The 14,825-nt window shown below is 47.7% G+C and carries 12 protein-coding genes and 1 pseudogene; 7 read left to right on the forward strand and 6 right to left on the reverse strand.

Annotated elements, in window-relative coordinates:
- Positions 1–123: 123 nt before the first annotated feature.
- The 3 genes from EKM75_RS00590 to EKM75_RS00600 all read right to left on the reverse strand — a co-directional run bounded on the left by EKM75_RS00590 (position 124) and on the right by EKM75_RS00600 (position 3,156).
- The gene (locus EKM75_RS00590) at positions 124–1,302 is read right to left on the reverse strand and encodes a GGDEF domain-containing protein (RefSeq protein ID WP_125691137.1); all 1,179 of its coding nucleotides are present in this window, start codon (positions 1,300–1,302) and stop codon (positions 124–126) included.
- Positions 1,303–1,510: 208 nt separating this feature from the next.
- Positions 1,511–1,909: a winged helix-turn-helix transcriptional regulator gene (locus EKM75_RS00595; RefSeq protein WP_125691139.1), complete on the reverse strand. Its 399-nt coding sequence runs from the start codon at positions 1,907–1,909 to the stop codon at positions 1,511–1,513.
- Between the two features lie 161 nt (positions 1,910–2,070).
- Positions 2,071–3,156 carry a family 20 glycosylhydrolase gene (locus tag EKM75_RS00600; protein WP_125691141.1) on the reverse strand — a complete coding sequence of 362 codons (1,086 nt, stop codon included), beginning with the start codon at positions 3,154–3,156 and terminating at the stop codon, positions 2,071–2,073.
- Between the two features lie 333 nt (positions 3,157–3,489).
- Here EKM75_RS00600 and EKM75_RS00605 point away from each other — a divergent pair, with 333 nt between their 5' ends.
- From EKM75_RS00605 to EKM75_RS00625, 5 genes are all read left to right on the forward strand, one after another.
- A complete protein-coding gene (locus EKM75_RS00605) occupies positions 3,490–3,810 on the forward strand; it encodes a nucleotide pyrophosphohydrolase (protein WP_125691143.1) in 321 nt (106 codons plus the stop codon).
- Between the two features lie 11 nt (positions 3,811–3,821).
- A complete protein-coding gene (locus tag EKM75_RS00610) occupies positions 3,822–5,549 on the forward strand; it encodes a DUF2075 domain-containing protein (protein WP_125691145.1) in 1,728 nt (575 codons plus the stop codon).
- A 429-nt stretch (positions 5,550–5,978) separates the two neighbouring features.
- Positions 5,979–7,355, forward strand: a complete 1,377-nt coding sequence (brnQ, locus tag EKM75_RS00615; protein ID WP_125691147.1) for a branched-chain amino acid transport system II carrier protein — start codon at positions 5,979–5,981, stop codon at positions 7,353–7,355.
- 371 nt (positions 7,356–7,726) lie between these two features.
- Positions 7,727–9,112 (forward strand): branched-chain amino acid transport system II carrier protein, encoded by a 1,386-nt coding sequence (gene brnQ / locus EKM75_RS00620; protein WP_125691148.1) that lies wholly within the window; start codon positions 7,727–7,729, stop codon positions 9,110–9,112.
- A 91-nt stretch (positions 9,113–9,203) separates the two neighbouring features.
- Positions 9,204–10,529 carry a replication-associated recombination protein A gene (locus EKM75_RS00625; protein ID WP_125691150.1) on the forward strand — a complete coding sequence of 442 codons (1,326 nt, stop codon included), beginning with the start codon at positions 9,204–9,206 and terminating at the stop codon, positions 10,527–10,529.
- A 17-nt stretch (positions 10,530–10,546) separates the two neighbouring features.
- On the opposite strand, the gene EKM75_RS00630 is transcribed toward EKM75_RS00625, so the two are convergent.
- Positions 10,547–11,089, reverse strand: a complete 543-nt coding sequence (locus EKM75_RS00630) for a zinc-ribbon domain-containing protein (protein WP_125691152.1) — start codon at positions 11,087–11,089, stop codon at positions 10,547–10,549.
- Between the two features lie 321 nt (positions 11,090–11,410).
- Between EKM75_RS00630 and arsC the strand changes: the two genes are divergently transcribed.
- Together arsC and EKM75_RS00640 are read left to right on the forward strand one after the other, a co-directional pair.
- Positions 11,411–11,833, forward strand: coding sequence for an arsenate reductase (thioredoxin) (arsC, locus tag EKM75_RS00635; protein ID WP_125691154.1), 423 nt, complete (start codon positions 11,411–11,413; stop codon positions 11,831–11,833).
- Between the two features lie 307 nt (positions 11,834–12,140).
- Positions 12,141–13,325, forward strand: coding sequence for an ROK family protein (locus tag EKM75_RS00640; protein ID WP_125682933.1), 1,185 nt, complete (start codon positions 12,141–12,143; stop codon positions 13,323–13,325).
- 54 nt (positions 13,326–13,379) lie between these two features.
- On the opposite strand, the gene EKM75_RS00645 is transcribed toward EKM75_RS00640, so the two are convergent.
- Positions 13,380–14,606 (reverse strand): MucBP domain-containing protein, encoded by a 1,227-nt coding sequence (locus tag EKM75_RS00645; RefSeq protein ID WP_125691156.1) that lies wholly within the window; start codon positions 14,604–14,606, stop codon positions 13,380–13,382.
- Between the two features lie 138 nt (positions 14,607–14,744).
- Positions 14,745–14,825, reverse strand: a pseudogene (locus tag EKM75_RS13095) (leucine-rich repeat domain-containing protein); the annotation flags it as partial.

A 14,825-nucleotide genomic window follows, 5' to 3' on the forward strand; every position in this document is an offset into this window, starting at 1 on the left:
TAAATTTTGTAACTTCAGAGCCGACTTAAGCCAAGCAGTAGGTGTCAAAATGTTGACGGCCTTTTCGCACACGAACAGGGTTTGAGACTTTTGTCCCAAACCCTGTGTTCGTGCTTATCTAATTTATAATTGCCGAGTCTGACCTTCAACCGTCATGCGGTTCCGGCCACTCTGCTTGGATAGATAAAGGTAGTGGTCGACGCGTTTAAACCAACTGTCAAAATTTATATCGGTTGGTTGTAAGGCTGAAATACCAATGGAGACCGTCACCGTAAGTTTCTGGTTGTCTAGGTGGACGGGGTGCTGTTTTAAGGTTTCTCGGATGGCCGTGACGGCAATTTGCGCGTCGGCCGGCGAGGTGTCTTCAAAGATGATGACAAATTCTTCGCCACCATAGCGAAATAGTTCGCCGTGGGGTGTTTGGCGCACCAACTCCTGGTTGAAGTGCTGGGCCACGTGTTTAAGGACGGCGTCCCCCGCTAAGTGGCCGTATTCATCGTTGAAATATTTAAAGTGATCGATATCAAACATCGCCATGGTAATGGGCTTAGTGGGGTGGCGACGGTAAACGCCAAAGACCCCTACCGTTGTGGTATCAAAGTTGGCCCGGTTACGAACACCAGTCAATTCATCGTAATTAGCGGCCTGACTCAAGCGGGCAAAATGATTAATGACTTGATTGATGCGCGTCACGAAGAATCGAATGATCCACATATACAGGATGAAGATGACCAGCACGTTGACCATGTAGAACGGATGATAGGGCCGTACCGACCAGATGATCAAGCACCAGGTTAGTCCGTATAATAATTGTAGAAGCAAAAAGTGCCATTCCGAGTCTAAAGCTAGTGTTTGATGGCGGCTGATATAAATAATGACGCCAAACAAAATCACCGTCATCGTGGCAAATAGCCACCATCTTTGTGGACTAGCACCTAAACGCAGGGAGGCACCGTAGAAAACCAGTGGCATTGCCAGGTTGACTACGGTTACGGCGACGGTCTGCATGGCGTATAGGCTAAATAGCAGGACCATTAACTGGGCAATGGCGTACCCCCAGCTTAGAACGCTCCCACCGTTTAGGACGAGGAAGGTTTGTCTTAAGACCACGACCCCACCGACGACCACACCGGCTTCAAGTAAATCGACGATGATGGTGTAGGGCCGGGAAAGTCTAATGGTACGTTGTGCCAAAATGTAGGTCATAATCATCATGAGTGTGATGAGGCCGACGGTAATTAAGGCCATAATTACTGATTTAATGTTAAAAATATCCTGGAAAAAGTTCTCAAGTAGGTCCATAGAATCACCCAATCATTGTGATGTTCTAGTTTCCTTTTAAGCATACCATAAATGGGGATAACGGTTTCGCTGATTAACAAATAAATTGTTAAAATGATGGCGATTTGGGCTATCTTGATTTTCGGGTTTATGGTGAATGCCGGAAACCAGGGCTCTTCGTGGGTAGTAGTGTTCCGCAAGAAATGCTAGCTAGATGTTGCTAACTGCGCTAGGACTCTTCACGATTTGATAGGGGTGTGGTGGAAATACCGTATTGCGCTTCCAAGGTCTTGCCCCAATCAAAGAGCTCGCTCATGGTAAGGACTAGGCTTTTACCTGAATCGGTGAGGGGATAGGTCACGGCGGGCGGCACGGTCTCATAGCTGTGGCGTCGGACTAAGCCGTCGCGCTCTAACTCACGGAGACTCTTAGTCAGCATGGTGTTGGTGATGTTGCCAACGGTCCGTTTGAGCTGATTGTAGTGTTGGCCGTCTTCCAGCATCAGGTGCCAGAGGATGGGAATCTGCCACTTCGACCCGATGATTTTTAAAGTGTACAGAATCGGGTATTGCGGTGGCATATTTTGTTTGAAGTAAGCAATTTTTTGGTCAAAAGTGGTTGGATCCATAGTGGCACCTCCAGAGATGTTGGAAAGAGAGGTAGGCGTACATGATTATAAGTTGCCACTACAGTCCATCGGTTGGATGGCGTGCAGTCAAGTCAGTGAGATAAAACGGCTAAGTGACAAAATGGACCGCCGACTTTTTTAGAAACGGCGATCCGTTTAACTTACTTCGGAATCTTAATGCGGTGGATAAATTTCACGATAGCTTTGGTGGAAATGTGGGAGGAGTTATGACCCCACAGACTGACTAGCGTTCCTCTGGTTTTAACCTTTGGTTGCATGATCCGGTGGCTGTTTTTATTCTTAGAGGTAATTTCGTTAAACATTGTGGGTTTGTAATGGTTACGCAGGTAATTGATAAAGTAATTATCGTTGGTTTTATTGCCAATATGCTTTAGTTGATAGTAAGTGGCGTAGCTGTTGGCGTTAACGACGCGGCGCTTGGCGTTCACCAGGTTCTTCACGGAAACTCGGTGTGTTCGCCGATTGGTTAGCGTCTTCTTGTCGGAACGGTTACCTGCCTGGGACCAGTAGTTGATGACGATGTTTTTATCTATCCGAGGAAGCTCACTCTTCAAAATTGAGTCGTTCCAAATGGTCGTGGTGAAGCCCCGCTTGTTCTGGAAACGATTGAGTTGGTTGATGAAGGTGGTCAGCGATTTGTATGCCTCAGGGTTCCCTGGCACTTCGTCGGCCCCGATGATAAAGTCCCGCGAGGATTGCTTCTTGAAAATAGTATCGAGCTCACCGTAGATCTTTTGGACGACGGTGATGGATTGCTTCTTGGTGTAGTCCAAGGTATGGCTATCCATTTTGACCTGTTTATAGGTCTTGGGCCGTTTCTTCTTGAGCTGATGGAGGATGGCCCCGGTATGTGAAGGGGCATCAACGTCTGGGACAAGCTGGATGTGTTTCTTCTTGGCAAAGGTGACCAAGCGTTTTAATGCGGCCTTGGAAAGGACCTTCTTACCGGCCTTATTACCGAGATAGGTGGACTGGAAGCTCAAGTGTTCGTTATCACTGAGGTGCAGGACCACGTAGTTTAATTTTTGATCACGAGCCGCTTGGATGACTGATTTAACAGATTTTTCGGTTAGAGGGTGCCGACCGAGGTCAATCAAGATTCCCTGACGGTTAGGCAACTTGGAAGCCTTGACGGCGGCGTGAGTAGTGGTCGGTGCCCGCCAGAATAGGAAAATACTGAACAGCAATAGTAATGTGGTAAGAAATTTTTTGTGCCGATTAAACATGGTGCACCTCCTTAGTTTAGTGTGTGTTTAATGGTATTTTCTAGCATACCCCGCGGTATCTTATTGGGTCAATGAAAGGGGCTTGGTTAGGGCGGATTTTATAAGAGGTTGTCATAAATAGTGACCTGAAGGTTATTCGTCGTGGAGTTAATCATCCTTAGTTGTGATTTCAATTTGATTGTGTTCATTACGAGAAAGCAGTGCCACATAGGTATGTTTAAAAGTAGACCTCCAAAGGATGTTGTTAGAGATTTTCTAAATGAAATAGGCAACCGTGGAGATCTTGCAAATGGTATAATTTACGGTAATATAGAGCAATTCAGGAGGGGTAGCATGGCTGATTTAGACTATTCACAGGTGATGCAAGAGTTACGAGATTTTCGGGATCAGCGGGGCTGGCAAAAATACCATACGTTACCGGCGCTAGCTCGGGCGTTATCCGTTGAGGTTGCCGAGGTTAACGAGATTTTTTTGTGGCATGACCAGCAAACTACCATTTCCGACCAGCAAACCGCTGATTTGAAGTTAGAAATGGCAGATGCCTTAACTTACTTGTACTACATGTGCGATCAGTTGGGGGTTACTCCCAACGAGTTGGTGCAACAGAAACACGAAATTAACTTGGGCCGCCATTGGCGGTTTGACAAGAACTAGGGGGAATTGGGATGTCAGAACTACCAAAACCAGTGGTCGAACAAGGGGCGTTTAGCCAAACTGGGCTAGATGAAATAAAAAAACGGGTCACGGGTAATCACGTTGAACTGCTCCTAGAATATCCCACGGTCTATATCGTCTATGATCAAGATAAACCAAATGCTTATCAAGTTTATGTGGGTGAAACGAATGACATTGAACAGCGAACGCAGCAGCATTTAAATGACGATGTTCACGTCCGTAAAGACTGGCAATATTTGGCAGATAGTCCTGACTCCCAGCTGCTGGTGATTGGCCATCCTCACTTCAATAAATCCCTCACACTGGATATTGAAAACAACATGATGTTGTACATGTCTGGTGTTGATAGCGTAAAGAAACTCAATAATCGTCGAGAAAATCAACAGAATAAGTACTATACGGCGAATGAAAAGGGACCAATTTTTTCGGCCATTTGGCGGAAGTTACATCGCGTGAATCCGAATATATTTCCGATTGAAGAGATCGTCCGGGATTCGGCGTTATTTAAAGCATCGCCATTTCATGAGTTGACTAAGGAACAAGATAACGCGCGTAATCGAATTTTGCGGCGAATTAAGACGGTTTTCAGGTCCAAAGAAGATCATCAGCTGATTTTAGTTGAAGGGGAAGCGGGTTCTGGCAAGACGGTGCTGTTGAGCACACTGTTCTATCAGTTGTGGCAACTGGGCGAAGATTTAAATTACACAGAGTTTAAAACGGCCAATAATTACTTATTGGTGAACCATGATGAGCAGGTCAAAGTGTATCAAAACATCGCTGAAAAATTGGGGATGCAGGTGGCTAACGTTAGTAAACCAACAACGTTCATCAACCATCACAGTCCCGATGAACAGGTCGACGTGGTGTTAGTTGATGAAGCTCATTTACTGTGGACACAAGGAAAACAATCCTATCGGGGCCACAACCAACTGAAAGACATCATGGCACGGGCAAAGCTAACAGTAGCGGTGTTTGACGTTAAGCAAATGTTGAAGACGGAAGGTTATTGGACACCGGGTGAAGTGCGGAAGCTGGAAAGCCAGGTTAAGCAGCAAGGGAATTTGATTCAGTTTAAGCAACAACTGCGGATGGATGCCAGTGAGGCAACAACCACATGGATTCGCAACTTAATTGATCGGCGAGTTGTGACTAAGATTCCCCAAGATTCCAAGTATGAGTTGAAAATTTTTGATGATCCGGTAGCCATGTATCAGGCAATCGTGGCTAAATCACAGGATGAAACTCATGGACTGTCACGGATTTTAGCGACGTTTGATTGGCCGTTTAAGCTGAAAGATAAAGCGATAGATATGGTAACCGTGGGGGAGCTGTCATTGCCCTGGAATCTGCAGTTACCTTTGGCGCAGAATCAGCGTGGTCAGGCAAAACATTTAGCCTGGGCGGAACAACATCAAACAATTGGAGAGGTTGGGTCCACCTATACGATTCAAGGATTCGATTTAAACTATAGCGGTGTTATCCTGGGGCCTTCCGTGAAATATCGAAATGGAAAAATTGTTTTCGATCCTTCGGTTAGTCAAAATGTGAACGCCACCCGTAAACGGACGTTACCGAATGGGACGAAGAAGCACGTTGACAATGAACTCTTACCAAATGAATTGAACGTTTTATTGACGCGGGGTGTCCACGGACTCTACATTTATGCAGTGGATGATGAGTTGCGGGCAGCATTATTACAAGAAAGTAAGCATAAATGAAACTACTTATTTTAAAATTTTAGATTCCAATTTACCCCGCATTCTCACAGACTAACTACGCATTAAATTCAGAAAAATTAGAACTTTCTCCATTTTATCATTGATTTTTAATCTTGTGCTCGCTATAATAACTATCAAATACTTCAAAACGTTGAGGAAAAAAGTAGCGAACGCAGCGATGCCCAGTGAGTCACGTCTAGTGGAAAGTGACCGTTTAGCGTAAGTGAAAATCATTTCCGAGTTCGATGCTGAATCAGTAGGCTATCGTGGTTGCCACCATTACTTGGCTAGCGGATGTTTGTCCGTGATGAGTGTGGTGGCGTATGCGACCACAAAAAAGGTGGTACCGTTCTACTCGTAGAGCCCTTTTCCCAGTATGGGAAGAGGGCTCTTTTTAACGTTAAGGGGAAAATGAGTGGAGGTTTCAATATGGAAAATAGTTCAGTTGCACCGCGTAGAAGTTTCAAACAATTATTAGTGGTTAGTTCCTTGATTTTCGGGATGTTCTTTGGGTCCGGGAACCTCATTTTCCCCGTACATCTGGGGCAAATGGCCGGTTCTAACTGGTTCGTTGCCGCCCTCGGATTCGCCGTCTCCGGTTCGCTGTTCCCACTGCTGGCCATCTTGGCCGTAGTCTTCACCAAGAGTGATGGCCTGTACGACCTAGCCAAGCCAGTTGGTCGCCACTACGCCGCCCTGTTCCTGGTCTTGGTCCACTTAACCATCGGACCGTTCTTCGGAACACCCCGGACTGCCGCGACGGCCTATGAAATGGCCGTTCAGCCATTCCTACCTACCCGCTTTACCACGGTCGGGATGTTAGTCTTTACGGGACTGTTCTTCGCTGCTGCTTACGTGCTAGCGACTCATCAAAGCAGCTTAGTCAAGGTGGTTGGTAAGTATTTGAACGCTTTCTTCTTAGCCATGTTAGCCGTCCTCTTCGTCGTGGCTTTCTTCAATCCAATGGGTAGCCTGCAACATACACCAACCGCCGCTTACCAAGCCAATGCCACAGTCAGTGGGCTGTTGGAAGGGTACAACACCGTTGATGCCGTCGCCCTGTTAGCTCTGAGTGTGACCTTTGTTCATGCTGTTCGTGGCCTGGGTTACCGGGATCGTGAATTGACTAAGTTGACCGCCCATGCCGGAACGTTGAGTATCGTCTTAGAAATCGCTATCTACTTTGGCTTGGTTCTGCTGGGTGCTTTCAGTATGAGTCAACTCAAACTCTCCGCTAATGGTGGGGTGGCCTTATCCGCCATCGTTGGTCACTACTTTAGTAACTTTGGGACTCTGTTCTTAGGGGTCCTAGTCACGTTAGGGGTCTTCACAACGGCCTTAGGACTGGTTACGTCCTTTGCTCAAGATTTCCACAAGCTGTTCCCGAAAGTTAGTTACTTGAACTGGCTACGGGTCACGACGTTTGTTTCCTTCGTCGTTGCGAACGCTGGGTTAAACGCCATCATCGCTTGGTCCTTACCAGTACTGATGCTGCTCTACCCACTGTCTTTAGCCTTGATCTTAGTTTCTTTGACAGTTTCCAAGCGGCCTTACGCCGGTTTGGTTTACAAACTGACGATTGCCTTCGCGGCCGTTCCCGCCGTCTTAGATATGCTAAACACTGCTCCCGCCGTTGTTTCCGGCTTTGGACCAGTGGCTGCTGTTCTTAACTTTTATCACGCGGTCGTACCGTTCGCTAGCCTGGGATTAGGCTGGATCGTACCAACCCTGGTGGGCTTCGTCATCGGCTTTGTTTGGGGTCGCGTTCGGTGGGCCGCTCAGTCGACTGTTCCCGACAACAATTAGCTATAAAATAAAAAATCTCATCTTTTTCTCATTTTATCATTGCATTTTAAGAAAATGGTGACTATAATACAAATCAATACTTAATAAACGTTGAGGAAAAAAGTAGCACGCCCAGCGATGCCTAGGGAGTCACGGTAAGTGGAAAGTGACCGTCAAGGGTGCGTGAAAGTTACTTCTGAGTTCGGTGGTTGATAAGGCCATCGTGGGTGCCACCATTACATGGCTAGCGGATGTTCGTCCGCGATGAGTGTGGTGCATCATTGGCCACAAAAAGGTGGTACCGTTCTACTTGTAGAGCCCTTTTCCCAGTATGGGAAGAGGGCTTTTTTAACGTTCAAGAGTAAAAAATATAGAAACTGGAGGAATCAATTATGGAAGAACTTGCAGCAACACCAAAGAAAAATATGGGGCAATTACTCGTCGTCAGTTCTTTAATCTTCGGCATGTTCTTTGGCTCAGGTAACCTGATTTTTCCAGTTCACTTGGGACAAATGGCTGGGTCTAACTGGTTCATGGCCGCATTTGGATTCGCTATCTCGGGGTCACTTTTCCCACTGTTAGCTATCATGGCTGTGGTGGTTACCAAGAGTGATGGCCTCCTAGACCTTGCCCGCCCAGTTGGCCGCCACTACGCCGCCATATTCTTGATTCTGGTTCACTTGACCATTGGGCCATTCTTCGCAACGCCCCGGACGGCTGCGACAGCTTACCAAATGGCCGTTGAACCCTTTATTCCAAAAAGCTTCTCTACGATGGGCATGCTCTTATTCACCGGATTATTCTTCGCCATTGCGTACTTGGCAGCGATGCATCAGGGGGCCTTACTCAAAATTGTCGGGAAGTACCTGAACGTGGGTTTCTTAGCCTTACTTGCCATTATCTTTCTGATTGCCTTTATCAAACCAATGGGGAATTTATCCCAAGCACCAACGGCGACCTACCAAGCCAACGCCACGATTGGTGGCATGCTTGAAGGGTACAATACATTGGACGCTGTGGCACTCTTAGCCTTGAGCGTTACCTTAATTCACGCAATTCGTGGTCTCGGATATCGGGGGCGTGACCTGACGAAATTAACCGCTAAGGCGGGGATTCTCAGTATTTCACTAGAAGTTATCATTTACTTTGGTTTAGTTCTGCTAGGCGCCATGAGCATGAGTGAATTAAAGCTTTCCGCCAACGGTGGGGTGGCTCTTTCCCAGATCGTGGGTCATTACTTTAGCAACGTTGGGACGTTATTGTTAGGTGCTCTGGTAACGTTGGGTGTGTTGACGACCGCGATTGGCCTGATTTCTTCTTTCGCCCAGGATTTCCACAAGTTATTCTCTAAGATTAGTTACCGGACTTGGTTGCGGGTCACCACGATTCTTTCCTTCTGCGTGGCCAATGCCGGGTTGGATACCATTATCAGCTGGTCACTCCCAATTCTCATGCTGATGTACCCACTGTCCTTGGCTTTGATCTTCTTGTCCCTGACGGTTTCCAAGCGGCCGTATGCGGGAATTGTCTACAAGGTAACGATTGCCTTTACAATTCTACCAGCTATCTTAGACATGCTGGCTAATTCACCGGCAGTTATCACCAGTTTTGGTCCAATTCAGAGCTTGTTGGCGCTTTACCACGGAGTGATTCCGTTTGCTAGCATTGGTCTGGGCTGGTTGGTTCCAACCTTCATTGGTTTTGCCATTGGGCTGCTGTGGGGGCGTCTTCGTTGGGCGAGCCAGCGGGGAACGGTTCCCGAAAGCAACCGGCTGTAGTCATGTATCTGAGAAAAGTCGCGGCCGATGGTCGGGGCTTTTTCTTCGGTTCCAAACGGGTTATGATTGGCTATAAAAGGGGGGACTTCTCGTGGAACAAGAATCGTTGTTTTCAAATAATCGGCAGAATACGCCGTTGGCCAGTCGGGTTCGACCACGTACTCTCGCCCAATTCGTGGGCCAAACGCACTTGTTGGGAACTGGCAAGATTTTACGAGAATTGATTGAAAATGATCAAGTATCGTCGATGATCTTTTGGGGACCACCTGGTGTCGGCAAGACCACGTTGGCCGAAATTATTGCTCGCCAAACACAGGCGAAGTTTTTGAGCTTTAGTGCCGTTGATAGCAGTATCAGTAAGATTAAGAAGATTATGCACCAAGCAGAAGATGACCGTGAAATCGGGGAACAGACGATTGTATTCGTCGATGAAATTCACCGGTTTAATAAAGCACAACAGGACGCCTTTCTTCCATATGTGGAGCGCGGCAGTATTATTCTAATTGGTGCAACCACGGAAAATCCGTCGTTTGAGGTCAATTCGGCGCTACTTTCTCGGTGTAAGGTCTTCGTCTTAAAGGGCTTAGAGACCACTGATATTGAGGAGTTATTAACCAATGCTTTAAAGAATCCCGCCGGGTTTGACGTTCAGGTTAAGATTGGTGCTGATGAGTTACACGCCATTGCGGAATTTGCCAATGGAGATGCGCGAACGGCCTTGAACACATTAGAAATGGCCGTGTTAAATGGGGACAAACAGGGCAATCAGGTGACGGTCACCCTGGATGATTTAAAGCAACTGATCAGCCAAAAGTTTGTCCTATATGATAAAACGGGTGAGGAGCACTACAATATTATTTCGGCGTTACATAAATCGATGCGAAATTCTGACGTCGATGCGGCGATTTATTGGTTGTCCCGGATGTTAGAGGGCGGCGAAGATCCGTTGTATATTGCCCGCCGGTTAGTGCGGTTTGCCAGTGAGGATATCGGTCTTGCGGACACGAACGCACTGAACATTGCGGTGAACGTCTTTCAAGCTTGTCAGTTCTTAGGAATGCCAGAGTGTGACGTCCATTTAGTCGAGGCCGTGAGTTACTTGTCCTTGGCTCCCAAGTCGAATGCGCTATACAAGGCGCGGCTGGCTGCTAAGAAGGATGTGAAAGAGACCCGTGATGAACCGGTTCCGCTGCAGATTCGTAACGCGCCAACGAAATTGATGAAGGATCTAGGGTACGGCAAAGATTATGAGTATGCTCACTCCACGAAGGATAAATTGACTGAAATGGAGACGATGCCGCCAGGACTTCGTGGCCATGTGTACTATGAACCCACGGAACAGGGGCGCGAGGGGCGCTTCAAGGAACGATTGGCGTACATTAAGCGGTGGCATCAAGAGCATCGTTCATCAGATTAATGGTAACCGGCAGGCGACTACTTGTCGGTTTTTTGAATGTAGCGATTGTGTTGTTGGCGCGAAGGTTCACATAAAATAAGGAGGAAAATCAGACTTCCCAACGGAATCAAATTGATCAACCACAAACGACCACTATGGCCGGTATCGTGTAGGCGGCGAACCTGGGCCGTAATGTTACCGGCAATCACAATGGCCAACAAAATCAGCAATGGGGCGGCGGTTAGGAGACTCGTCTCTTCACCCAAGCGGCGAAAACTGCCAAAGCTAATAATGGCTAAGAAGCCTAACACCATTTCTACCAAGCTGATACCAATGGTCGACCACCAGAAGTCAGCCCGGCCCATGTGTCCCGTTAAATTGCCTAGGTCCCGGCAAAAAAGGACGCTAGATGTGACTAAGTCTGGGGCAGTCGTTTCGTTATAGGGGCGGTCGGGGTGGTTGGTTATTGGCGAATATGAGAACGCATCGATGCCCTGTGCCGTTTGACAGTAATGGCAGAAGTTGGCGCCTAAAGGAATAGGTTTCCCACATTTAATACAGGTACTCTTGTAGTTCTCCATCGATGATTGACCCCCTGTGAGTTTACATTTGATAATGACCGACTAGTTTTTCAGGAATGAAGCTGTTAAGATTCATCATAGCGGCTAGCCGTTGGAATAGCTATGACTTTCTACCGTCAGGGATAAATCCGCTATAAAATGGTTAATACTTAGCCAGATGATATAATAAACATAATAGACCGTAATTGGCAATTAGGGGGTAGCGTAACAGACTGGTACAGTAGGAAACCTAGCGACATTTAAAAGTCTGGTTTTCCAAAGAAAAGGTGTAGAATAATAGCACCAATATCATTTGTTTAATAATTAGAGGAGGTCTCATCGATGACCCAACTATACTTTCTGTGCACGGGTAATTCATGCCGGAGTCAAATGGCAGAAGGGTTTGCCCGTCAGCTTGCACCGAAGACTTGGCAGGTAGCTAGTGCGGGGGTGGAGCAACACGGCCTGAATCCGTTAGCAGTGAAGGTCATGGCCGAGTGTGATATCGATATTTCGCAGCAACAATCCACGTTAATTGACCCCCAGTACCTCAATCAGAGCGATATTGTCGTGACACTCTGTGGGGATGCCCGTGACCGTTGCCCGGTCACACCACCAACCGTCAAAAAGTTACATTGGCCGCTTCCAGATCCGGCGCAGGCAACGGGCAGCACCGAGGAGGTTCTCGACGTATTCCGAGAAGTTCGCGATGAGATCCAGACTAAAGTGGCACAGTTGATTACCACCCTGCAAACGACTGATTAGAAAATTAATGTACGACTAAAATAAGGAGCTGCCCAGTAAATTTGCGGGCAGCTCCTTTCAATTGTTAACTAAATTAGCCAACAACTTCCGGGGAAACGGAACAAATTTCGGTAAAACGGTTGAATTTTGATTGTACATAAGCGATACTGGGGTTAGTTGGTTCACTGAACCATGATGAAAAATATTGTTACCGCTTGCAACGTCGATTTAATCGCGGACGTGTGACTGAACGGTTGGTTGGTTTTTCAATAAGACTAACTTGGGGCGGCAATGAGGAACGGTTATCGTTTTTGAGGAGGGAATTTAAATGGTTCGACGTAGTATGAATCGAAATCAGTTGCATGACCAGAACCTGAAGTTTGTCCTGCAACAGATTTTTAACAATCACCCCACCTCGCGGATTGAAATTTCTCACCAGCTTAACCTGAATAAGTCCACGGTCTCATCGTTGTACAATACCCTGATGGCCGAAGGTTACTTAACAGAACTAGGCTTGGGGGAGGCGTCAACCGCTGGTGGGCGGAAACCAACCTTGGTTGAGATCAACAATAGCTACGGCTACACGTTGACGTTTGATCTGGGCTACCGGCACCTGCACGCACTCGCAACTTGGCTCGACGGGAGTGTCTGGAAGTATGACCGGATCGATACCAAGGGCCAGTCAATTCATGAAATGGTCGACCGCATCAATCAGTACATCACGGATCTACAACGCGAAGATACTAGCAGTAATGGGCTACTTGGTATCTGCTTCTCCATTCACGGGATCGTCTTCAACAACCAAGTGAAGACGTCACCATTTATTGATATGGATGGGGTAAACCTGGAACAGGTCTTCTCCACGGCCTACCAGGTGCCCGTCGTTTTGGAAAACGAAGCCAACCTGTCCGCTATTTATGAACGGGACTTTAACGGTGCCCGCCAGCTCAACAGTACGGTGACCGTCAGTATCCACAGAGGGATCGGTGCCGGGATTATCTTGCACCGCGACCTCTTCCGTGGGGAACACGGGGATGCTGGTGAAATCGGTCAGACCATCGCAGATATTCAGATGGATGCCGCGGATTCACCACATCCCGTGCACGCCGAAGATATTGGCTCAGAAGACGCCATTATCCAACGGATTGAGGACTTGAAGGGCGTCGACAATTTGGACCGAGCGGCCATCGTGAAGTTATATCGGGAACGGGATCCGGAAACGATGATGACATTGGCTAACTTTGCTGCCGCTATCGGGGGAATGCTCTACAATTTGATGCGTTCGTTGGATCCTGATGCGTTCTTCCTGAACTCACCGTTGGTTGAAGAGTTGCCAGAGCTATTGACCCAGATTCGTGCCATTTTTGCGAACTTAGCACAGGTAGAAATGAGTATTGAGTTAACAAAGAATGCCCGTTTAGCCACGGTATTAGGTGGTTGCTCACTGATTACCCACCGGGTGTTAGGTCTGGATCACTTTGAATTAAACTTTGAACGGCCAGATGCCGAATAAAATTAGACATGTAAAAAGACGTGCAGAATTGCACGTCTTTTTTTATATCATGAGTTAGTCTTGTTTCCGCCAGATACCCCATCCAATTAGAGAACTGAGCAAGAGGGCGATTCCGATGAGTGGTGAGGAAGCTGATTCACTGGTTTGTGGTAATGCACTTTTTTGCTGCTTAGTGGCAGCATTCCAGGCAACTGAGTCCTGCATTGTAGCGCCGACCTTAGCGTTACCGTTAGCGGAAAGGGTGGTGGTTTGACCAGCCACCGTGGCGGCGCTGCCCCCGCGCTGGTTGTTGATGATGCCGGCGGCGTTACCACCATTCTGGGCGGCTACTTGGGTGGGCGTAGTCGTGGTCGTAGTTAGTTTTTTGGCCGGTTTACTAGGCTTCTTAGGCCGAGTGGTGTTACCGGTGTCCCCGGTACTTCCGGTCTCGTCAGTTTTATTGGCCCGGTAAATATATGTTACCTCAAGATCTGTCGTGCCAAACGTCCCGGTGGCGTTGGTTGGCGTGGCAGTCAACGTGTACCCGGACAAGGTTAGTGGCGCGGTTTGATAAGGGGTGCCAGTATCGCCGGTCAGGACTTTGTCTGTGGCGAGTTGTTGGCCTTGTTGGTCGACGTAGTGGATGATCACTGAGGAGTGGGTGGTTGGTGTGACAACTGGTGGTGTTGCCTGCTTTTCATAAACGAAGGTGATGTCGATGGGGGTGTCCGCGTAAGTCCCAGTCGTTTCACCAATTGTTTGGACGAGTGTGTAACCGTCGATGACTGTGTCTTCAGCGGGAACCGTGTAGGCGTCACCGATCATCCCAGCGGGGAGGGTCGTATCGTCCTTGATGGCCTTGCCGGTGCTGTCTTGGTAGTGCAGGGTGATGGCCTCGGCCGGTTGCGGGTTGACGTAAGGAATGAAGAGGCGAATCGTGATAAATTTGCCTTCGCCAGAGCCCGAGAAGTCCTCAATCAAGTAGTACTTGACTGGGTTTTGAACAGCCGTGAAACCAGGCCAAACCCCATAATTGGATGGTGAAACTTGGTCAGGTAAGTCGAGAAAAGTCACGCTACCATCGGCGTTGGTGGTGGGGTTGCCGTCCGCGTCAGTTTTAATGTGGCCACCCCGGTAGTACATGCGCATGAGTCCGCCACCGTTCATGTGATCCTGATAGATGGTTTCCAAAATTTGGTCGTCGTTGTAATCGGATGGAATGTCGATCGATAACTTACCCGAGAAGTTCTTGGGTAGTTTGACGAGTTGCGGAATGGTGATTGTGGGGTTAGCTGGGTCCACGACGTAGTTGGTCGTCAGCGTTGCTTGTTGTTCGGAAAATTCAAGATTGGTGAATTGGTTGTAATCTAATGAAGAGAAATCGTAAACGCCATTGCCGTTGAGAATTAGTGTTTTCAGTTGGGTCAGGTTAGCTAACGGGGTAACGTCGCTGACGTGGTTGTTGGAGAGGTCTAAATAAGTTAGCTTAGTTAGCGCACTTAATGGCGAAATGTCTGTGAT

This window comes from Levilactobacillus tongjiangensis (genome assembly GCF_003946345.1).
Lineage (GTDB): Bacteria > Bacillota > Bacilli > Lactobacillales > Lactobacillaceae > Levilactobacillus > Levilactobacillus tongjiangensis.